At 34.3% G+C, this 23,212-nt stretch carries 19 protein-coding genes; 10 read left to right on the forward strand and 9 right to left on the reverse strand.

Going from position 1 to position 23,212, the window contains the following annotated elements:
* The first annotated feature begins 4 nt into the window (after positions 1-4).
* The 5 genes from moaC (at position 5) to DKK70_RS02670 (ending at position 3,934) form a co-directional block, all read left to right on the forward strand.
* Positions 5-490: a cyclic pyranopterin monophosphate synthase MoaC gene (moaC, locus tag DKK70_RS02650; protein ID WP_110432621.1), complete on the forward strand. Its 486-nt coding sequence runs from the start codon at positions 5-7 to the stop codon at positions 488-490.
* Positions 491-494: 4 nt separating this feature from the next.
* Positions 495-740, forward strand: coding sequence for a molybdopterin synthase sulfur carrier subunit (gene moaD / locus DKK70_RS02655; RefSeq protein ID WP_110432622.1), 246 nt, complete (start codon positions 495-497; stop codon positions 738-740).
* 4 nt (positions 741-744) lie between these two features.
* Complete coding sequence (moaE, locus tag DKK70_RS02660; RefSeq protein WP_110432623.1) at positions 745-1,188, forward strand: molybdopterin synthase catalytic subunit MoaE; 444 nt, start codon at positions 745-747, stop codon at positions 1,186-1,188.
* 53 nt (positions 1,189-1,241) lie between these two features.
* Positions 1,242-1,940 (forward strand): Bax inhibitor-1/YccA family protein, encoded by a 699-nt coding sequence (locus tag DKK70_RS02665; RefSeq protein ID WP_110432624.1) that lies wholly within the window; start codon positions 1,242-1,244, stop codon positions 1,938-1,940.
* Positions 1,941-2,113: 173 nt separating this feature from the next.
* Positions 2,114-3,934 carry a DUF3413 domain-containing protein gene (locus DKK70_RS02670; protein ID WP_110432625.1) on the forward strand — a complete coding sequence of 607 codons (1,821 nt, stop codon included), beginning with the start codon at positions 2,114-2,116 and terminating at the stop codon, positions 3,932-3,934.
* Positions 3,935-3,965: 31 nt separating this feature from the next.
* Here the strand turns inward: DKK70_RS02670 and sppA are convergent, their stop codons facing one another.
* The 6 genes from sppA to pcnB form a co-directional block, all read right to left on the reverse strand.
* The gene (gene sppA / locus DKK70_RS02675; protein ID WP_110432626.1) at positions 3,966-5,783 is read right to left on the reverse strand and encodes a signal peptide peptidase SppA; all 1,818 of its coding nucleotides are present in this window, start codon (positions 5,781-5,783) and stop codon (positions 3,966-3,968) included.
* 32 nt (positions 5,784-5,815) lie between these two features.
* Positions 5,816-6,634: a bis(5'-nucleosyl)-tetraphosphatase (symmetrical) ApaH gene (gene apaH / locus DKK70_RS02680; protein ID WP_110432627.1), complete on the reverse strand. Its 819-nt coding sequence runs from the start codon at positions 6,632-6,634 to the stop codon at positions 5,816-5,818.
* A gap of 4 nt (positions 6,635-6,638) precedes the next feature.
* Positions 6,639-7,436, reverse strand: a complete 798-nt coding sequence (rsmA, locus tag DKK70_RS02685; protein WP_110432628.1) for a 16S rRNA (adenine(1518)-N(6)/adenine(1519)-N(6))-dimethyltransferase RsmA — start codon at positions 7,434-7,436, stop codon at positions 6,639-6,641.
* On the reverse strand, positions 7,429-8,742 hold the full coding sequence (gene surA, locus DKK70_RS02690) for a peptidylprolyl isomerase SurA (protein WP_110432629.1): 1,314 nt from the start codon (positions 8,740-8,742) through the stop codon (positions 7,429-7,431). Before surA ends, rsmA begins: the two co-directional genes overlap by 8 nt.
* A gap of 62 nt (positions 8,743-8,804) precedes the next feature.
* The gene (gene lptD / locus DKK70_RS02695) at positions 8,805-11,186 is read right to left on the reverse strand and encodes an LPS assembly protein LptD (RefSeq protein WP_110432630.1); all 2,382 of its coding nucleotides are present in this window, start codon (positions 11,184-11,186) and stop codon (positions 8,805-8,807) included.
* A 75-nt stretch (positions 11,187-11,261) separates the two neighbouring features.
* Positions 11,262-12,563, reverse strand: coding sequence for a polynucleotide adenylyltransferase PcnB (pcnB, locus tag DKK70_RS02700; RefSeq protein WP_110432631.1), 1,302 nt, complete (start codon positions 12,561-12,563; stop codon positions 11,262-11,264).
* 420 nt (positions 12,564-12,983) lie between these two features.
* Here pcnB and oxyR point away from each other — a divergent pair, with 420 nt between their 5' ends.
* The 3 genes from oxyR (at position 12,984) to DKK70_RS02715 (ending at position 15,792) form a co-directional block, all read left to right on the forward strand.
* Positions 12,984-13,913, forward strand: coding sequence for a DNA-binding transcriptional regulator OxyR (oxyR, locus tag DKK70_RS02705; protein ID WP_110422651.1), 930 nt, complete (start codon positions 12,984-12,986; stop codon positions 13,911-13,913).
* A gap of 30 nt (positions 13,914-13,943) precedes the next feature.
* Positions 13,944-14,588, forward strand: a complete 645-nt coding sequence (gene fabR / locus DKK70_RS02710; protein ID WP_110422652.1) for an HTH-type transcriptional repressor FabR — start codon at positions 13,944-13,946, stop codon at positions 14,586-14,588.
* Between the two features lie 160 nt (positions 14,589-14,748).
* The gene (locus tag DKK70_RS02715; protein ID WP_110432632.1) at positions 14,749-15,792 is read left to right on the forward strand and encodes an alpha/beta hydrolase family protein; all 1,044 of its coding nucleotides are present in this window, start codon (positions 14,749-14,751) and stop codon (positions 15,790-15,792) included.
* Between the two features lie 62 nt (positions 15,793-15,854).
* On the opposite strand, the gene pntB is transcribed toward DKK70_RS02715, so the two are convergent.
* Together pntB and pntA are read right to left on the reverse strand one after the other, a co-directional pair.
* On the reverse strand, positions 15,855-17,243 hold the full coding sequence (gene pntB, locus DKK70_RS02720; protein WP_110432633.1) for a Re/Si-specific NAD(P)(+) transhydrogenase subunit beta: 1,389 nt from the start codon (positions 17,241-17,243) through the stop codon (positions 15,855-15,857).
* 15 nt (positions 17,244-17,258) lie between these two features.
* Positions 17,259-18,791, reverse strand: coding sequence for a Re/Si-specific NAD(P)(+) transhydrogenase subunit alpha (gene pntA / locus DKK70_RS02725; protein WP_110432634.1), 1,533 nt, complete (start codon positions 18,789-18,791; stop codon positions 17,259-17,261).
* A 596-nt stretch (positions 18,792-19,387) separates the two neighbouring features.
* On the opposite strand from pntA, the gene uriT reads away from it, so the two are divergent.
* Entirely contained in the window at positions 19,388-20,779 is a 1,392-nt protein-coding gene (gene uriT / locus DKK70_RS02730) for a uridine transporter UriT (protein ID WP_110432635.1), read from the forward strand.
* Positions 20,780-20,826: 47 nt separating this feature from the next.
* Here the strand turns inward: uriT and DKK70_RS02735 are convergent, their stop codons facing one another.
* Positions 20,827-21,552 carry a DUF4198 domain-containing protein gene (locus DKK70_RS02735; protein WP_110432636.1) on the reverse strand — a complete coding sequence of 242 codons (726 nt, stop codon included), beginning with the start codon at positions 21,550-21,552 and terminating at the stop codon, positions 20,827-20,829.
* Between the two features lie 297 nt (positions 21,553-21,849).
* Between DKK70_RS02735 and mukF the strand changes: the two genes are divergently transcribed.
* Positions 21,850-23,172: a chromosome partition protein MukF gene (gene mukF / locus DKK70_RS02740; RefSeq protein ID WP_110432637.1), complete on the forward strand. Its 1,323-nt coding sequence runs from the start codon at positions 21,850-21,852 to the stop codon at positions 23,170-23,172.
* Positions 23,173-23,212: the final 40 nt, after the last annotated feature.

Raw genomic sequence — 23,212 nt, forward strand, 5'->3', positions numbered from 1 at the left:
AAAAATGTCAGCCTCATTTTCACATATAAATCAAAGAGGTGATGCTCATATGGTTGATGTTTCTGAAAAACAGTCAACTTTACGAGAAGCTCGGGCAGAATCCATCGTTTTAATGAATGCGGAAACATTTAATCTGATTATTGAAGGAAAACATCATAAAGGCGATGTTTTCGCCACAGCAAGGATTGCCGGTATTCAAGCAGCTAAACGAACATGGGATTTGATTCCACTTTGTCATCCACTACTTCTGAGTAAAATAGAAGTCAATATTGAACCCATATTTGAAAATCATAGTATTAGGATTGAATCTATTTGCCGGTTAACAGGTCAAACTGGGGTTGAAATGGAGGCATTAGTTGCCGCTTCGGTAGCCGCATTAACAATATATGATATGTGCAAAGCTAATCAAAAAGATATGATCATTAATCAGGTTCGATTACTCAATAAAATTGGCGGTAAATCGGGCGAATATAATGCAATAACACAGTGATAGTATGAATAAAATTATTTTTTTTGCACAAACTAGAGAGCTGGTTGGGGTTGATAAACTTGAATTAGCGGTAGATCAAATGGCAATATCTCAACTTCTAGAACAGTTGAGTTTGCGTGGTAATAAATGGTCATTAGCATTAAAAGAAAAAACAGTATTATGTGCAGTCAATCAGACTTTAGTTAACTATGACTATATTATTCAAGAGGATGATGAAATTGCCTTTTTCCCTCCAGTAACAGGCGGTTAACAATATGAATATTATCCAAGTTAACCAATCTCCCATCGATGTGAATTCATTGATCACTTGGCTTTATGAATCACCAACAGATGGTGCAGTTGTGACGTTTATGGGCAAGGTGCGTAGTTTTGAAAATCAAGTTATTAGTCTAACGTTAGAACACTACCCTGAAATGACTGAAAAAGTGTTAGGTAATATTATCAACCAAGCCCGAGGTAGATGGGCGATCAATCGAGTTGCGATAGTCCACCGTGTTGGTAAAATTTATGCCAATGAAAGTATTGTGTTTGTTGGTGTGAGTGCAGCTCATCGTAGTGATGCTTTTGCAACTACAGAGTTTATAATGGATATATTAAAAAATGAGGCTCCATTTTGGAAGAAGGAACAGACTGTTAGCGGGCAAAATTGGGTAAAAGCAAAGGAATCCGATTTAAATGCCTTGAAGAAATGGTATTAATCCTTATTTAATATATAATACGGTTGTTATGTTATTTTTATAAGAGGAAGGATATGTCTAGTTATAACCCGAATGATTCAATTATAGAACAGACTGGTAGTCGCATCCAAACATATATGAGTCATGTGTATGGATGGATGGCTGTTGGTTTACTTTTAACTGCATTTGTTGCTTGGTTTGCATCAAATAATTATCAGCTTGTTATGTTTTTAGCGCGTATAATGTGGGTGCTTTTGATTGCTGAAATTGGCTTGGTTTTTGCTATTTCAGGAATGATTAACCGTTTATCTGGTGCTACAGCAACCACTTTATTTATGCTTTATTCAGTTCTAAATGGTTGTACTTTTTCTATATATTTTCTTTATTATACGTCGTCTTCCATTGCCAGTGTCTTTTTTATAACCGCTGGAATGTTTAGTGCATTAGCGGTTTATGGCTATACCACTAAACGTAATTTATCTGGTTTAGGTAGCTTTTTATTCATGGGATTAATTGGTATTGTTATCGCCTCCCTAGTTAATATATTTTTGCAAAGTGCACCTCTAATGTGGGCTATAACCTATATTGGTGTTTTTGTTTTTGCCGGATTAACCGCTTATGATACGCAAAAACTTAAAGAATTTGGTGTCAACTTATCACAAGATGATCAAAATATGTTTAGACGTTATGTGATATTAGGTGCATTAACACTCTATCTCGACTTTATCAATTTATTTATTATGTTACTACGAATATTCGCAGATCGTAGATAACCAACCGATCATTATATTTACAAAGGGCTCTGCAAAGAGCCCTTTTTGTTAAATTTATATTAAGCTCTACATATTTATCTTTTTTTGTTAAAAATTTTAAGGAAAGCAGCAATTTTAAGTAGAAAAATCGCTATTATTAAAAGCTTTTAAATCTCTTTTGTCGATGGCTCTCTATGAAAAAACTCTATTCGTTCGTATTAGTAAATATTTTTATTTCATCTATTATTGCTATCCGATATTTTTGGGTACCTGGTGCATCGTTTAGTTGGGATGGGGGGCTTTTTTCGCTATTTGCCGTATTAGGGCATTTTTTCTCGATTTATTTATTACTTTTCATTTTATGTATTCCTCTCATTTGCATAAAAAGAGTTTTAAGTAATAGCTGCCTAGCAATTATATTTAGTTTATTACAAATTGTATTGTACATTGACACTATTGTCTTCCAACAATATCGATTTCATATTAATGAGTCGGTACTCTCAATGGTTTTTTCTGGGCAAGTTGTCGATTTTTCAACTATCACTTATGTTTTAGTGTTTATATTAATATTGGTATCTTTTGGGATAGAATATTTGATTATTTATCTGTTAGATAAAAAGTTTAACCAACGCAATGTTCGTTCTAAAACATTAGTCATTTCGACACTATTTCTTCTAAGTTGTTTTTTTATTAGTCATCTGGTCCATATGGTGGCATTCTATTATGGTTATTCTTCTATTATGATTGTTAAAGAATATATTCCATTATATCGTCCATTTACCTCAAAAAAGATAATGGGAATTTTTGATAAATCCGGTCAACATAAAACATTCCTTGAAAAGGATAACCTACATGCCACTATCCATTATCCTAAAAATGAACTGTTAGTAAATCCTAGTAATAAAACAACACCAAATATCATGTTTATTGTTTTGGATTCTTGGCGATTTGATACTTTTAGTCAACAAATCTCTCCTAATACCTACAATTTTGTACAACAGAATAATGGAATAATTTTCAATAATCATTATTCAACAGGCAATGCAACTCGAACTGGTATTTTTGGACTTTTTTATGGTATTCCCGGCACGTATTGGGATGCTTTTTTAAGAAACCGAATCCCATCATTATTTATAACCACTTTGCAAAAAGAAAATTATAATATTGGTATCTTTACTTCAGCCAAAGTTACTGCCCCTGAATTTGATCGTACGGCATTTTTGACTATCAAAAATTTAAGAATTAGTAGTAGAGACGGTAAAGCATCGAGTCGGGATAAACAGTTAACGGAGGATTGGCTAAATTGGTATAAAACTAGAGATCAATCTAAACCGAGTTTTTCATTCTTATTTTATGATGCTCCACATGCTTATGATTTTCCTAATAACTTTGACATAAAATTCCAACCAGTCGGTGAACTTAATTACATGACATTAAGTAACGATACCGATCCTGAACCAATTTTTAATCGCTATAAACAAAGTGTCTATTATGATGATTTTTTACTGCAAAAAGTCTATGATGAACTCAAACAGTCTGGTTCATTAGATAATACCTTGATTATTATTACCGGTGACCATTCACAAGAAATGAATGACAATAAACTAGGTTTTTGGGGGCATAATGGTAACTACACTGATGCACAAACTAAAGTTCCTTTTATTATTGTTGGGGCGAAAGATCTTCAACACATGAGCGATAATATAAATAAATTTACTAGCCATGAAGATGTAGTACCAACAATAATGCGGCATTATTTACATGTCGAAAATGATATTAGTGATTACTCGACAGGCTATGATTTGTTTAGCCCGATATTAGATCGAGATTGGTTATTAATGTCGAATTATAGTTCTTATGCTGTTCGAACCGAAGATAATATCTATTTTGTTAATCGTCTTGGTATTAGCCATTATTATGATAGTCATAATAATCAAGTAGAGCAGACGCCTAATTATAAAACGATTCAAATGGCTATGGATAATATGCGTTATTTTTTCCAGACAAAAAAATAAAAAAAATCCACCTTTGAGGTGGATTTTTTTATTATCTAATATCGGCACAATTTAAACAGTATATATAACGGTTTTGTGCATCTTTGAATTTATCCCATACTGATATTTGTTGTTTGATGTGTTTAACTTCTGGGATCTGTTCAAAAAATACCTCAGCTGTTGATTTTGGCATCATTGCAATCATATCTGAATAAAGCGCATTGAACCAACTTCCTTCCGGTTTTTGCCAATCTATTTGGTAATCAGAAATATTGGCTAATGTTGCAGCCATATCAATAGCATCATCAAAATCACCTAACTTATCCACTAAGCCATTTTTACTTGCTTCGGAGCCTAACCAAACTTGGCCTTGAGCTATTTGATCGACTTGTTCCATCGTCATCTTACGGTTTTTTGCAACTAAAGAGATAAAAGTACTGTAACCACTATCAATATTCATTTGGATAAATTGTTCCATTTCAGCAGATAAACTTTGTGTTAAGCTACTATTTGCCAATGGAGATGTTGAAACACCATCATTATAAACCCCGATATGTGAAAGTGAATTCTCAAAAGTTGGTATAATGCCAAAAATTCCAATTGAACCCGTAATCGTATTTGGGCTAGCAACGATATAATCAGAAGCGGTTGATATCCAGTATCCACCTGAAGCAGCCATTCCACCCATCGAAACAACGATAGGGATCTGGTATCGATGTAAAGTCTCTAATTCACTACGAATTGCTTCGGAAGCATCAACGCTTCCTCCCGGGCTATTTACTCTAAGTACCACAGCTTGTATGTTGTTTTTATTTAAGTTCTTGCGAATATCTCTTAGTTGTTTAACAATATCTTGGCTACCGGCTATATTACTATTATTAGCACCATCGGTAATGGTGCCATTTACGAATACAACAGCAATTTTAGGCTCTTTATTTGATTCTTCGACTTCGTCCTTAAGCTGATAATTGTATATGCTGACTTTGTGTTTTATTTTAACGTCGAGTTCAAAATCAAATTCAGAAGTTATCGCATCAATTAACCCATTTGCTAAAGCATATTGAGCCATATTGCCGTTAACCGATTTTAGTTCGGATAACATTTTATCGGCTGGAGGGACTAATTGTGTTGCTGCTTTCTTTCGCTCTGCGGAAATGTCATTCAGGTAGTTATTCCACATTAAATTCAACCATCGAGAAGCATTACTTCTCGCTTCATCTGACATATTATCTCGGATGAATGGTTCAATAGCTGATTTGTAAGTTCCAACACGGAAAACATGGGTGTTAATCTTTAAATTATCTAATAATGTTTTGTAGTATAAATTATTTGCTGATAATCCAAATACATTAACAGCGCCTAATGGGGTGAGATAAATTTTATTGGCATAGCTAGCCAAATAATATTGGCTTTGGTTGAAGTTGGAACCAATAGCGTAAATAGGTTTATTTGCTGCTTTGAATTTATCTAAATATTTACCAATATATTGCAAAGTGCTCATATCTGCACCAACAAAATTGTCTAATTTTAGCACCATATTGTTAATATTTGGATCAGATGTCGCTTGTGATATCTTCTGCACTAAATCGAATAAACTATTTTCACGTGATAGATTTACTCTTTTACCATATATTTTATTTTGTAATTGGTACATCTCATCACTATAAAGCGAATTATCAACAACCACCCCTTCAAGATCCATAACTAATGTACCATACTGAGGTATTATGTCTTGTTTTTGTGATTCTTTAATTAAGGCAATACCACTAAAAATCAGAAGGATAATAACTAAAAAAACAAGGTTAAGAAAAATTTCTCTGAATAAGTTAATAACTTTCCAAATTGATTTGATAACAGATAGTACAGACATAATAAGATAACCCTTAAATTGTTTTTTTACTTTTAACTTTTAGTTTCCATATTTTTCTTTTTGAAATATTTTTTATCTTCAAAACGCAAACAGGTCAATTTTCCACCCCAGCAACACCCTGTATCGAGTGCGTAAATATTTTCAGGAGTACCTTTGCCATTTAACGCAGCCCAGTGGCCGAAAGCAATACTATATTCTGGAGGAATTTTACTGGGTAATGTAAACCAAGGTTTTAATTTTGAAGGTGCTTCATCTGGTTGATTTTTACAGTAAAAATCAAGCCTTCCATCTTCGTAACAATAACGCATTCGGGTTAATGCATTGGCAATATAGCGTAATCGGTCTAATCCTTGTAACTCTGCTGACCACTCATCAGGAAAATTACCATACATTTTGTCAAGAAAAAGGGGATATGAGTCACTGCTTAACACCACATGGAGATCAAGAGCACATTTTTTTAATGTTTCAAGATCCCATTGGGGCGAAATTCCGGCATGAGTCATAATTAGCTTTAATTTTTCATCTATTTGAATTAATGGTTGTTTGCGTAACCAATTCATTAATTCATCGAAATCCTCGGCACGGATGAGTTCGTCAAGATTATCTTTCTTTTTCGATAGTGAAACATTGGCATAAATCGATAATAGATGTAAGTCATGATTACCTAAAACCAACCTAATTTGTGCACTGTTATGTTTTACAAATCTAATAACTTCAAGTGATTTTGGTCCTCTAGCAACTAAATCGCCAGTTAACCATAAGGTATCTGATGACGAAAAACTTGCTTTTTCAAGTAGCCGCATTAATTCATCATAACAACCATGAATATCACCAATTATAAGGTTTGCCATAAGGTTATTTCCAAGCGTTTGTTAATAGACAATACTGTTCTACCGTCAAATTTTCGGCGCGTAAATTTGGATCAATACCAAGTTCACTAATTTGCTCAACCGTAAATAAATTACCTAAGCTATTGCGAATGGTTTTACGTCTTTGATTAAATGCTTCAGTAGTAATACGTGACAGCACTTTAATATCATTAACTAAATATGGTTTTTGTTTGTAAGGTATTAGTTTAACTACAGCTGAATCAACCTTAGGTGCTGGTTTAAAAGAAGTAGGTGGTACTTCTAAAACAGGAATAATTTGACAGTAGTATTGTGCCATGACACTTAAGCGACCATAATCTTTACTATTAGGCGCAGCAACTAAACGTTTAACTACCTCTTTTTGTAACATAAAATGCATATCAGTGATGATCGGAGCATATTCAAATAAATGAAACATCAATGGTGTTGAAATATTATAAGGTAAATTACCAAACACCCTTAATGGCTGACCTAATGTATCGGATAACTGATTAAAATCAAAGTTTAATGCATCTTGCTCAATTACACTGATTTTATTTTGTAAAAAAGGATTTTCAACTAATCGACTAGCTAAATCTCTATCAATTTCAATCACCGTAAGATGATCGACTAATTTACTTACAGGTACTGTCAATGCGGCAAGCCCAGGACCTATTTCGACTAAGGCCTCACCTTGCTTGGGTTGTATGGCGGCTACAATACTTTCAATAATATAATTATCGTGTAGAAAGTTTTGACCAAATCGTTTACGAGCAAAATGCCCTTGATGAACACGATTATTCATTCTTGCCTTCACCTGTAATTTTGATATATGCATCACCTTTTAACTCTTGAACCCAAACTTGTGCTTCTTCAGCAAATTTACGATTGAAAATAAGTCGATAAGCTTGATCTTTTTTCGCTAAATTAGTACCGTCAGTCTGCCTTGTATCAATTAGTTGGATTAAATGCCAACCATAAGATGATTTTATAGGTTGACTGATTTCACCTTTTTTCAATTTTAATAATCCAATTCTAAATCCATTATCATAAATTTCAGGTCTATTCCAACCTAAATTACCGCCACTATCTTTTGAGCCGGTATCTTCAGAATTAGCTTTTGCCGCCGCCGCAAACGTTGTTGCCCCGCTGATGATAGCTTTACGAAGATCGTTGAGTTTTTGTTTAGCTATTTGATCCGTTACTAATACATTGGTTTTAATTAAAATATGGCGCGCATTAACTTCTTGAAGTGTGATTTTTTGTGGTGCTTCAGCACGAGTATCGTCCACTTTTAATACATGCAGTCCAACACCTGAACGGATTGGTCCTATAACGCTTCCTTTTGGTGCGCGAATAAGTCGTTCTTCAAAAATTGTCGGTAACTCATTTATCTTTTTCCATCCCATAGCACCACCTTTCAAGGCGAGGTCATCATTAGAAAAAGAGGCTGCTAATTTAGCAAAATTTTCACCCTTTTTAGCTCGGTTGATGATATCTATAGCTTTGTTGGTAGCATTGTCAATTTGTTGTTTCGAAGCCGTTTCCGGAATAGCAATTAAGATATGACTTATTTTGACATCAATATTTCTGGTTGGTTGACTAGCCATTGTTTTAGATAAATTTTCTACTTCTCTATCCGAGATTTGGATTCGGTTTCTAACTTCATGTAAACGCGCTTGTTCAATTAGCATATCATTATGAATTCGATCCCGATATGTACTATAACTCATTCCCATTGTTGATAATCGGCTTCTTAGTTCATCTATTGTCATACCATTTTCATCAGCAATATTCTCGATGGCTGCAGTAACTTGATCTTCACTAATGGTAATTTTAGCTATAGCTGCTCTTTGTAAAATAAGTTTTTCAATAATTAAACGATCAATAATTTGCTGTCTAAGTATTTTATCATTTGGTAAAGAACTTGGATCGCTACTGGCTTTAATGGTTTTTAGCATGTCACTGACATCACTTTCTAAAATGACGTTATTATTAACAACAGCAGCAACTTGTTCTACCACTTTCGGTGCTGCATTTGCGGAAAGAGGTGTAAAAAGCATTAAATTAACACTCAAGTTTAATGCAATAAAAAGTTTTAATAATTTCATATTTAATCAACTCATTATGTTGTTGCGATTTTGAATTTATCTTAATAAATTTATCAGTATGTTTATTCAAATGTTGTTGTATAAGGTAATTTTCCATAATTTAACATTTTGGCTTTTGTATCTCGATTAATACCTAAACCTTTAAGTTCAAAGATAATTGAAAGTTTATTTTTATATTTACTTATTTGTGCCATATTGTCCCAATCAATCAATTTACGACCATATTGTACGGTTACTCCCCAACAACAATCATTGTAATTTATGCCAATAAAACCATCTGAAATTTGCTTTTGTTTCATATCATAATAATAAGAACCCACAGCACTAAATTTTTCAGATAGTGGCCAACTTGCCATAATTCCAGCTTGGGACAGATCTTGTTTATAACCTTTATATGCGGAATATTTATATCTATCGTCTACCGTATCAATATAATCACGATTAGCATAACGATAAGATAATTGGATTAATTTATCGCTCGACGGTCGAAATTCAAACGTTGTATTAGCCAGTGAGATAGCATCTATACGCGTATCGTATTGAAGGCCACTTCGGAAAATAATATCATCACTAATTCGCCAGAAATTGTCGGTAGCCCAAGTGACACTACCGGTATCAGAATTTTTATCTAAATCATTATTATGATCACCCGTTTTCGATTTAGTGAAGTAAGTTATTTGTCCTATAGACATATTAAATTTTTCAATTTTATTACTGTTATAAAAACGTGTCGTGACACCACTGGCAAGTTTATTGGTCGATGCAATACGGTCTAAACCACTATAAGTCAGATCTCTAAATAAACCAATATAATCAGCCTGTAAAAGAGTTGAATCATAACTTCTAATATTTGATTGATTGCGATAAGGAATATAAGTATATTTCACCCTTGGTTCAAGTGTCTGGCTATAGCCATCAATCAAATCGACATCTCTTTCAAAAATAACTTTACCATCAATATTAAATTTAGGTATAAAACGATTTACATTACGGTCTAATCTAACTCCTTGACTTTCGTGTTCCTTATTATATTTGAATATGTTTTTCTGATTATAATGGGTTGCCATAAACCCTGTTTCAGTAGATAAATTTGCCCAAGAATTATTCGCCGTATAACTAACCGTTGGTTCAATATGGGCTCGCCAAGCTTCAGGTTCATTCTCTGTGGAATTAATAAAATGTGACAATTGAGAGAATGTCTTAAATTTTAATGGTCCCAGCTCATAATTGTAGTAGTTGATATCTAATTGTGGCTGAGTTTGGTAAAGAATATCATAGTGGAATGGTTGAAAATGTTTGTAACCTAAAGCGATATCCCAATTTTCATCGTTATAAGCAACTTTATAATACTGGGTTAAATATCCAGCTGTTTGAGATGCGTACTTAGAATTGAGATCGGTTAAATATTGGTTGTCACTCACTCGGGTAACATCTGCAATGAAACGCCAATTATAGTTAATTAGTTCATCGTTTTTCCAATAGAATAACCATCGATTACGATTATTATCATATTTATTACCGTTGGTGGCTTTTTTCCTATCTTCACTGTATTGACTATCATGTTGTAACCAGTCAAAAGAGAAAGTCCCTAATCCTAATTGATTTAAGTAGCGAAATTCGGTTTGTAATTGTACGCCACGATGTTGTAAGATTCTTGGTGTTATTGTTGCATCATAATTCGGGGCGATGTTCCAATAATAAGGTAATGAAAAATCTATACCATCGACGCTATCGTAGCCAAAATTAGGTATTAATAATCCAGAACGTCTTTTATTACCAGTTGGCAATTGTAAATAAGGCGAATAGAGAACAGGAACTTTTTTTATTCTAAATACTGCATTCCAAATTTCTAATAATTGTTCTTCATTGTCATGGATAATGGTTGACCCTTTAATATTCCATGCATTATCACCTATTGGACAGGAAGTATAACTACCATTTTTAAGAATTATATAGCGATTCTTTTCAAGTTTAACTTCATCAGCATCACCGCGTCCAAGTTTATTAACTAGATGGTATTCACTTGGATTCATACTGGAATCATAATTATTAAGATTTATTAATGCATGGTCACCTTTTGCCTGTATCAAATTATCTTGATAAGTAATATTGCCATCTAATATTGCCATTCGATTATTTGCATCATTAGAATCAATCGTAACTTTATCCGATAGAACAGTGCGATTACCTTGTGTAACATTAACATGACCAGTATAAGTCGCTAGATTGGTGCGAACTGTCTCAAATTCATCTGCTTCAGTATTAATTGGTAATTGATTGATATCTTCACGAACGATTGGTCGATCAAATCTTGGTACATCAATAAGACACTGCGGATTGGTAGCGTCATTTTGTGATAAGCCTATTGCATAACTTTGGTTGCTACAATTGTATAAGGAAAATGTAACAGCTATAGCAATACGAGAAAGCGGTAATTTTTTCATTAATGATCAGAGTTTAATTATGATTATTTTATTTCAACATTATAGCGGTTATTTATAAAAGTGCGAATGAAAAAATTAGCGTTTAGTAAATCGCTTATTGGATTTACCAAGTTGTTTTACCATGGCAATTTTCCTTTCAGATGATACATGTTGAAATTCATCCCACCATTTAGCTAAATCTAAAAGTTCACCTTTTTCAACTGAAGCACGCATTTCTAATAAATCATAAGCTGCACGGAATTTTTGGTGTTCTAAAATGACAAAAGCACGTTTCCCTTCACGTTTTTTCATTCGCAATTGTAAGCGCCAAATATCACTCATTACTGCCGTCAAACGCTTTGGTATAGCAATGATGCGGCATTGCTCACTTAATATATCATTAATTGCCATTGAAAAAGAGTCATAATATTGCAAACCGCTTTCTACACAGTTTAATTGTGTCTGTTCTATAATTGGGTACCAAAAAAATACAGCATATAAATAAGCAGGATTGACACGTTGCTCATTGGCTATTCGATAATCTGTATTTTTTAATACTTGAGCAATTATTTTTTCCACGTTTCCATTATGATTTTGTATAAATAAACGTTCAACCACAGGAAACAATTGCTCAAATAAGTTAAACTGTTTTAATAATATATAGGTATCGTAACCGTACCCTGATTGCAATAATTTTAACGATTCATCAAAGAGACGTGCAGAAGGAATATTCTTTAACAATGGCGCAAGTTTTTTTATTGGTTCAGCAGTAGCAGACTCAATGTTCATATTAAGTTTTGCGGCAAAACGGATTGTTCTTAACATCCGGACTGGATCTTCGCGATACCTTGTCTGTGGATCGCCTATTAATCGAATAATACCATTTTGCAAATCACTTAAGCCACCACAATAATCACGAATAGTATAATCTTTAACATTATAATAAAGTGCATTCATCGTGAAATCACGACGAACAGCATCTTGTTCTATTGTCCCATAGACATTGTCACGCAATAACATCCCCGATTGTGAACGTTTTGAGATATTTTTTTGTTCACTTTGATCATCATGCTCTCCTCTAAAGGTAGCAACCTCGATTATCTCCTTACCAAACATAATATGCGCTAAACGAAAACGTCGACCAATTAAGCGACAATTACGGAAAATCTTTTGAACCTGTTCAGGCGTCGCATTGGTCGCAATATCGAAATCCTTAGGTGTTTTGCCTAAAAGAAGATCACGAATACAACCACCAACTAAGTAGGCTTCATAACCTTGTTTATTTAATCGATATAGTACTTTTAACGCATTTTCGCTTATATTTTTATGAGAAATATTATGCTCTTTACGTGAGATGGAAATATAGTGCGACTCTTGTCGTTCTTGGTGATGGAACATTTTACGATAAAAGCGAGAAACTTGTTTAAAAATAGCGCACCTCTATTGAATATGGTTATATAGGAATATGGTTATATAGTAATCTAGCGCGCGATTATATCCTAGTTTACTTTAATTTTCCATTTTTCTTAGAAAGGCTATAACATGTAGAATAGTGCGTTTTACATCGCAATCATTAAATAATCTGTTTGATTTTTTGAACATAACTATCAACAATAGTACTTTATATAGTACAATTAGCTAGATTAATTTAGAAAAATAAAACAATAAGATTTTAATCAATATGTTTTTAAATTTTGTTTTAAATGATTCATTAGTTTGATTGCACTTATTTATAAATTAATTTTAATAAAATAGTTAATATCTCTATTTTTTTATTTCGCAAACATAACCTTTAACTGATAACTTATTGGGGACTCTATGAATATTCGTGATTTGGAATATTTTGTATCGTTAGCTGAATTTCGGCACTTTCGTAAAGCAGCTGATGCTTGTAATGTTAGTCAACCAACATTAAGTGGTCAAATTAGAAAGCTTGAAGATGAATTAGGTGTAATGTTACTTGAACGCACTAGTCGTAAAGTATTATTTACTCAAACAGGTATGATGCTTGTTGAGCAAGCCAAAGAGATTTTACGTAATATTCAGATATTAAAGGAGATGGCTAGCCGTCAAGGTGAAGAGATGTCCGGTCCTATGCATATTGGCTTAATCCCAACTATTGCACCTTACTTGCTACCACATGTCATTACCGTATTACATGAATCTTTTCCACAACTGGAACTTTATCTACATGAAGCGCAAACCGCTAATATTGTTGCTCAACTTGAAAGTGGTAAATTGGATTGTGCCATTATCGCTCAAGTAAAAGAAACCGCACAATTTATTGAACTGCCATTATTTAATGAACCAATGTTTTTAGCTGTGCCGGCAAATGATGAACTAGCCAGTAAACCAACGGTTAAACTTTCCAGTTTAAAAGGTCAAAAATTTTTAATGTTGGAAGATGGTCATTGTTTGCGTGAACATGCGATGGGGTATTGTTTTCAGGTAGGAATTGACGAAGATAAACAATTTAAAGCAACAAGTTTAGAAACATTGCGAAGTATGATATCAGCAGGACGTGGAATTACCTTATTTCCTGAATTAGCCGCTCCAAATGAACGTACTCGAGATAATATCTGTTATATTCCGTGTACTGATCCGGTTCCAACACGAAGTATAGCCCTAATTTATCGACCAGGTTCGCCTTTACGTGCGCGTTATGAAACAATTGCGAAAACCATTCGAGATCATATGCCAAAAGTATTTGCTGAAAAAGAACGATTATTAGGACAAACGAATAAATAATTTATATTTTTTATAGTGCTGAATTAAAAAATGAAAAATGTTAAAACCTGTGGAGTTAGAGCGCAGCAAAAAGAGAGAACGCGTCGAAGTTTAATTGATGCTGCGTTTAATCAACTTAACGCGGAACAAGGTTTTGCAAGTCTTAGTCTGCGTGAGGTTGCTCGTGAAGCGGGCATCGCGGCCACTTCCTTTTATCGACATTTTCGAGATATGGATGAGTTAGGTTTAGCGATGGTTGATGAAAGTGGCTTAACACTCCGGCAATTACTACGCCAAGCCAGAAAGCGTATTGAAAAAGGTGGGAGTGTTCTTCGAACATCAGTAACGACATTCATTGAATTTATTGATAAAAATCCTAAAGTGTTCTTGCTATTGCTTAGAGAAAAAGCAGGAACATCTTCAGCATTCCGATCGGCAATTGCACGAGAAATTCAGCACTTTATTGTGGAGTTGGTCGATTATTTAGATAATGCTAATCAAATGCCACATCATTATAATGAAGCACAAGCGGAAGCCATGGTTACTATTGCTTTTAATGCCGGGGCAGAAGCTATTGATTTTGATATTATTCAACGGCAAAAATTAATTGAAGATCTTATTTTTCAACTTAGAATGGTTTCCCGAGGGGCTTATTACCTTTATCATAAAGAACAAGTAAAACTTGAAAAAAAATGATTTTTTCAAGTTGTTAATTTATTACCGAATTTTAATTTAGAATTTAACTATAATAATTATTATAAATAAAGTTTATCACTTCACTTTATCATGGCTTTAAGCTATTTCTTATTATAATATTTCAAATTACTATAAAAAGAACCTTATTAAGTTGGATGTCATGGCTAAATTCCTTTTAGGATTAACGAACTTATTTATTATTCTATTTTTTCCTTTTATTTGTTCTGCATCAGAATATATTGGTTTTAAGCGAATTCACTATGATATCCAAGATGGCAGACCGCTTGATATTGCTGTTTGGTATCCTATTAACAATAAACATGGCGCTGTTACTATAGCTGAAAATGCTATTTTTTATGGTCATGATGTTACTCCTGATGCTGAACCGAAAATCAGTACGACTAAATATCCATTAGCTTTGCTTTCACATGGTTATGGTGGAAGTTGGCAAAATTTAAGTTGGCTTGCTAATGAACTTGCTTTAAAAGGTTATATTGTTGCTGCTCCAAATCATCCAGGAACAACCATATTTGATCGTAATATTGAACAATCATCTAAACTATGGTTACGTCCACAAGATTTAAGTAAAACAATTGAGGCTTTAATTGGCAATCAAACATTTTCAAATATTGTTAATTTTAATCAGATTGCCGCTATAGGGCATTCTCTTGGTGGTTGGTCTGTAATTGCGCTTTCTGGCGCTAGATTTTCGACTAATTTATTTAATCAGGATTGTAAGATACATTCTTATTTGAAAGGTTGTCATTTGCTATCTGAACTTGGTTTAGCAAATTCAGAGCTGAATAAAAGTATGTTAGACCCAAGAATAAAAGCTTTTATATCTTTAGATGCCGGTTTGACAAGAGGATTTACAATTGAAAGCTTGCAAGAAATTAAAATACCTTCTCTTATTATTGGTGCAGGTATTGATCTTGATGATACAAATGTTCAACTTGAATCCGGCTACCTTCAACAATTTTTAGCAAAGTCATCTACCACTTATATTACTATTCCGGATGCAATGCATTTTAGTTTTATCCAAATGTGTAAAACTAATGCAATAGAGATATTAAACCAAGAAAAACAAGGTGAAGGAATTATTTGTAAAGATGGAGGAATTCGTCAGAGAAGTGAAATACATAGTGAAATTACTCATCTTGTAGTTAACTTTTTGTCAGATACATTTTCAAATAATAAAAATTAATGCTCAAAAAAAACTGCGACAAAAGTCGCAGTTCATTTAGCATATTTATAATAGTAAAATCATTATAAATTTTGTAACACTTTTTCAACACTATCTTTGGCATCGCCAAATAACATATAGCTATTTTCTTTAAAGAATAGTGGGTTTTGCACGCCAGCATAGCCGGTATTCATTGAACGTTTAGAAATAATGACTGTTTTGGCTTTCCATACTTCTAAAACAGGCATACCTGCGATAGGGCTATTTGGATCTTCTTCAGCTGCTGGGTTAACTGTATCGTTAGCACCAATTACCCAAACAACATCGGTATCCGGGAAGTCATCATTAATTTCATCCATCTCTAATACAATATCGTAAGGAACTTTGGCTTCGGCTAATAATACATTCATATGGCCAGGTAAACGTCCTGCGACTGGGTGAATACCAAAACGGACTTCAATACCCATACCACGAAGTTTTTCAGTAATATTGCTTACTGCACCTTGAGCTTGAGCTACAGCCATACCATAACCTGGTACAATAATCACTGAACGAGCTTCTTTTAAAGTTTGAGCAACTTCAACTGGTTGCATTTCACGGTATTCACCTTGTTCTTCTTCTGATGAGCTTGATGAACTACCGTCACTCCCAAAACCACCCGCAATTACGCTGATAAATGAACGATTCATTGCTTTACACATAATATAAGAGAGGATTGCACCTGAAGAACCCACTAACGCACCAGTTACAATTAGAAGATCGTTTTGTAACATAAAGCCTGCCGCTGCTGCCGCCCAACCAGAATAGGAATTAAGCATTGAGATAACAACTGGCATATCCGCACCGCCAATTGATGCTACAAGGTGGAAACCAAACACTAGAGCAATAATTGTCATGATAAGTAAACTAATTAAGGCACCTGCGCCAGTTTCTACCTTGATAAATGTAAACATCAAGATAACTGATACAACTATTGCTGCTAAATTTAGATAGTGTTTATTTGGGAGAGATAATGGTTTTGAGCTAATTTTTCCATTTAACTTTCCAAAGGCTACAATTGATCCTGAGAAAGTAACTGCACCGATAAATACACCTACAAAAATTTCAACTAAATGAATTGTTACTTCATTCGCTGGAACCCCGTGTGGATCTAAAAAGCTGTTTATCCCAACAAGAACAGCAGCCATACCAACAAAACTGTGGAGTAGGGCAACGAGTTCTGGCATTTGAGTCATTTCTACTTTTTTAGCAAGGTAGAGACCAATAACTGCACCAATGATCATTGCAATGATGATCCAGTGAAGTCCGCCTTTTATACTTGCTACAGCAGCAATAAGTGCAATTGCCATACCAATCATGCCATAAATGTTCCCAGATTTGGCTGATTCTTGATTTGATAGTCCTCGCAAACTAAAGATAAAAAGAAGTGCAGCAATTACGTAAGCTGCTTGAATGATTCCTTGACTAAGCATTATCAATAATCTCCTTTACTTGCCACGTTGGAACATTTTTAGCATTCTTTGAGTAACAAAGAATCCACCAAAAATATTGATACTAGCAATTAAAATAGCAACAAAGGCAATTGCCGTAGTTAAGCCATTATCATCACCAACTTGTAGTATTGCACCAACTAATATAATACCAGATATCGCATTGGTAACTGACATTAGTGGTGTATGTAAAGAATGGGTAACATTCCATACCACGTAATAACCAACTACACATGATAATGCAAATACGGTGAAGTGTCCTAAGAAGCTTTCAGGTACTGAATTTGCTAGCCAGAAGTAAGCAATAATCAATAAAGCTAAAATGCCATATTTTTTGGCTGGTTGCATTGGCTTAGGTTCAGGTTTAGCAATAGGCTCAGCTGCTTTTTTCTGAGGTTGTGCAGAAACTTGAATTGGAGGCGCAGGCCATGTTATTTCTTTATCTTTAACTACAGTTACACCACGAATCACTACATCTTCAAAATTGATGTCGATGTTTCCATCTTTTTCTTTGGCAAGTAATTTTAATAAATTAACAATGTTAGTTCCGTATAATTGCGATGCTTGAGCTGGCATACGGTTGGCTAAATCTGTGTAACCAACAATTTTAACATTATTATCTGTTTCAAATACTTCACCTGGTTTGGTTAATTCGCAGTTGCCACCTGTTAAGGCTGCTAAATCAACAATAACACTACCTGGTTTCATTGATTCAACCATCTCTTTAGAGATAAGTTTTGGTGCAGGTTTACCTGGGATTAATGCGGTAGTGATAATGATATCAACATCTTTGGCTTGTTCTGCAAATAATGCCATTTCAGCTTCAATAAACGCAGCAGACATCTGTTTAGCATAACCATCACCAGAACCAGCTTCTTCTTCAAAATCTAATTCTAAGAAGTCAGCACCCATACTATTAATTTGTTCGGCAACTTCTGGGCGAGTATCAAAAGCACGAACAATCGCACCTAAGCTAACTGCCGCACCAATCGCCGCCAGACCAGCAACGCCAGCACCAATTACCAATACTTTTGCTGGTGGTACTTTACCAGCAGCAGTTACTTGTCCAGTAAAGAATCGACCAAATTGGTTAGCCGCTTCAATAACAGAGCGATAACCAGCAATGTTAGACATTGAGCTTAAAGCATCGAGTGATTGAGCTCGTGAAATACGAGGCACACAATCCATAGCCATTACAGTGATATTTTTAGTGGCAAGCTTTTCCAAAAGCTCTTTATGTTGAGCTGGATAAATATAACTAATGATTGATGATCCCTCTTTCATTAAAGCGATTTCATCATCAGAAGGTGCATGAAATTTTAATATAAGATCATTTTGCCAAATATCTTTAGTGTTTTGAATTGTGGCTCCAGCATCAATAAAAGCTTGGTCTTCAAAATGAGCAGCATGTCCAGCACCTTGTTCTACTGAAACTGTAAATCCAAGTTTTAACAGTTGACCAACTGTTTGAGGCGTTGCTGCAACCCTAGCTTCATTGGCTAACCGTTCTTTTGGTATACCGATATGCATTGCGTTACATCCTTATGTTAAGAAAGATTATTCATAGCGTCGATTTTAGCACAAATTACCGTCAGTGCGAGTAGGTAATTTATTTTTTATTATCGAAATCTTAATATTAAATTTAATAATAAGTGGATTTTAAATCTGAAAATTGAAATTAGAATATTTCTTTTGTAATCAGTGTGAATAGTTTGTGTTAAAAGTGAACTATCTTAATAATCGTTAAGAACTCATCTGTTTGCCAAAAATGGGTTTTCTTCTATTTATAGCTAAATATTAATTTTATAGCTAAATGTTAATTAGATTTGAACCCATTCAACTCGCGTGTAATTTATTTAACTAAATTTTCGTTTGTTAACCAATATGTTAACAATCTTAACTTCAGTTTTAATTAATACCGCATAGTCATAATTAAAAAAGTTAACATCACTAATCTAGTAAAGCATATCAATATATCAATAAGCTGGGGTTAATTTACGTATAACATATTGAAAATATTTATTTTTTAAGCGTGTTGATTGGATATATAGCAAAGCATCTTATTCGTATATAGTCATTACTAGAGTTCAAATGTAGATCAATAAAAATATTTAATGAGGTAAAATATGGCAGATTTAAGCCAGAAAAAAAATAAAATCTTGGCTTTAATGGTCGCTTTACTAGCAGCATGTGTTGCTTTCCAACTCAATGCCAGTATGTTAAGCCCTGTATTAGTAACTATAGCAAAAGAGTTAGGAACTAATGATGCTGCTGTTGGGTTATCACAAACCGCTTTTTTTACAGCAGCTGCACTATTTTCACTATTTTTACCTCGATTGAGTGATATAAAAGGACGAAAAAAAGTATTAACCGGTATGTTACTTATAATGACATTAGGTACTGTGTTAGCTGCTATTGCGCCTAATATAGAAGTTTTATATGTCGCGCGCATTATTCAAGGGGTATCGGGACCAGTAGTACCATTATGTTTATTAATGTTAAGTTTTGAAGTAAAAGATGTTAAACAATATGGCATGTTAATGGGAATAATAACCGCCGTAAATGGTGGCATTGCTGGGGTTGATGCTATCGCAGGTGGTTTACTTGCTACGTATTTCGGTTTTCGGTCTGTATTTTGGGTTATTGCTATTGTTGCCGCAATTTCTACTGTTTTGGTTTATCGTTTCGCCTCCGAATCTAAACCATCGGCAGGCACTAAAATGGATTGGTTAGGTGTCTTACTCATTGTTCTAACTATAGCTGCGTTATTACTTGCTCTTAACGAAGCGGGTAAACTAAGTAATGCAAATTGGTTGATTGTTATAGGGTTAACACTGTTTGCTATTATATGTTTTATACTATTTTGGCAGGTTGAAAAAACAAATAAACAACCTTTAGTTACCACCCACCATTTGAAAAAACGCGCTACTTGGGCTTTGTTATTAACTACCACATTAACCATGACCGGCATTTTTGCTATTGTTAATGGTTTAGTAATGTCAATTGCACAAAATCATGAGATTGGCTTTGGACTAGAAGCAGATTGGGCCTCATTAATTTTTCTCACACCTTATGCTTTAATCGGTTGGTTTGTGGGACCATTTTCAGGAAGATTGGCACCAACCATGGGGTATAACCAAGTGCTCAAATTTGGTTTAGTCGGCTGTATTATTGGTATTTTGATTATTATGTTTTATGGCATTCACTCTTTACCTATTTTATCGCTAGGCGTTATTCTACTTGGTATTTTTTATGCAGGTATGGCCAATATCATTTTAAATGGATTAGGCGTTGTTTTATCACCTAAAGAGAATCCTGGATTCTTACCGGGCATGAATGCTGGGGCGTTTAATTTAGGTGCCGGATTGAGTTTTGCCCTATTGCCAGCAATTCAAATGCTAAATGGTAACTCAGTTGATGGTTACTTCAATGGCATATTCTTGGGATTAGTCATTACGGTGTTAGCTTTAGTTACTAGCTTCCTAATACCGCGTCCGCTCAATGCTGAAGTTCAGTAAGAGAATTAATAAAAAACGGGACTATTATCCCGTTTTTTATTGCTAATTTAATCTTCTTCAGGAATTAGGGTAAAAACTAGAGTGGTAAAGAATTTATCTTGTGTCGCTAATTGATTATCTTTAAGCGGAAAACCAATTTCAACACCAATAACATTTAGACCTTGATTTGGCACTATAATAGTAGCTTGGCCTTTATCATCAGTTTTCACTGTTTTATCTAAGTTATTAACCACATCAACAATAACCGCAGTGTTGGTCAACGGTTTTCCATCTTTATAAACAGTAATTGGTAAACTATCACCACGCTTCAATTTTGTTGGATCAACAGAAGGCACAATTTGCAGCGGAATATCTTGTATCATTTTAGGTTGCTTAACGGATGATAAATAGTTAACACTATATTTTATGGCGTGCGTGCCATTATTAGCTCCTTTAACTTCATTCATCGGTAAATTGACATATTTACCTTCCGAATTTTTGGTCCAATAACCATAATCGAAATCGACTGTTACAACCGCAGTTTCATTAGCAGCTTCGATAGTTACAAAGTTATTATGTACTTTTTTAGAAACAGGCAGTACAGACCAATCACCATTATAAGCTTTAACTTGTTTTACGCTTTCAGGATGATAACCATTGTCTAATGGCCCTTCACCTAAAACAATCTGTTTTTGATCGACTCGATTAGCTATCCATATACCATGTGCTGTTACGGATTGTGAAATTAAACCAATTAAAGTCCCCAATAAAACGGATAACAATACTTTACGCATAGATACCTCTATCTCTTTAAATGAAAATGATAATCATTATTGTTCTTATATTTATAGAAGTCAATGCAAATATAGAGGTAATTGGATAATAATTAGGCCGTTTTTATCATAGTAATAGCCGTATTGGTGGAAATTAAGTTTTGATTATCACATCTAATAATAAATCCTAAAGTTGGCTATTTTTAACTAATGGGATTTGTTATATAATCGACATAATTTTGTCCACAACACAATATATTGTGTTTCTCATATTATTTGAGATGTCGTTATGCTAGACATCTTTATTAAGGAATCACTATGATCGATTTTTCCCAATCAGTGCCAGAACTGGTCTCTTGGGCAAAAAAGAATGATTTTTCGATTGCTTTACCAGTTGAGCGATTGGCCTTTTTATTAGCGATTGCTGTATTAAATAGTGAACGCTTTGATGGCGAAATGACTGAATCTGAATTGATTGATGGTTTCAGATTTGTTTCACAAATCTTTGAGCAAAGCGAAGATACTATTGCTGTTCGTGCTAACAATGCTATTAATGATTTAGTGCGTCAACGCTTGATAACTCGCTTTGCTAGCGAAATGACGGATGGTTATTCCATTTATCGGCTGACACCTCTGGGAATCGGTATTTCTGATTACTATATTCGTCAACGAGAATTTTCAACCTTACGCTTATCAATCCAGCTTTCTATTGTTGCTCAAGAGTTAAAACGAGCAGCAGATGCAGCGCTTGAAGGTGGTGATGATTTACATTGGCATCGTAATGTTTTTGCCCCATTAAAATATTCAGTTGCTGAAATCTTTGACAGTATCGATATCACACAACGAGTGATGGATGAGCAACAAACTGAAGTAAAACAGAATATCTCCGCGTTATTAAGCCAAGATTGGCAAGCAGCCATTAGTAGTTGTGAAGGTTTACTTACGGAAACATCGCAAACATTGCGTGAATTGCAAGACACATTGGCAGCTGCGGGTGATAAATTACAAGCAAGTTTGCTTTTGATACAAGATGCCACATTAGATAATCCTGATCTGGATAAAATTAACAATATAGTGCTTGATCTGCAAGGAAAGCTCGATCGAATTATTGGCTGGGGACAAAAAGCAATCGATCTATGGATAGGTTATGATAGACATATTCATAAGTTTATCCGTACCGCAATTGACTTAGATAAGAATCGCGTGTTCTCACAACGCTTACGCAAATCGATTCAAGGTTATTTTGACTCACCATGGGCACTGACTTTTGCAAACGCTGAACGTTTGCTTGATATGCGTGATGAGGAATTAGCACTGCATGAAGCAGAAGTGACGGGTGAATTACCATCTGAGCTTGAATTTGAAATGATTCAAGAAATTCAAGAACATATTATTGCACACATTGAACAAAATTTATCAGTCTTCAAACAGGAAAACAAACCACTTGATATGAGTATTGCTATTCATAGTTATTTAGCTCAATTCCCACAAGAACAACATTTTGATATTGCTAGATTGTTTATTGATCAGGCTATTCGATTAGGTGTTGCCGAAAGTGATTTACTTGGTATTCCTGCCGAATGGAAACCTATTAACGATTATGGAGCTAAGGTACAAGCACATGTCATCAACAGATACTAAAGATTTAGAAATAGAACAAACCGCTCATCATCTTGATGAA

Source organism: Gilliamella apicola (assembly GCF_003202655.1).
GTDB lineage: Bacteria > Pseudomonadota > Gammaproteobacteria > Enterobacterales > Orbaceae > Gilliamella > Gilliamella apicola_R.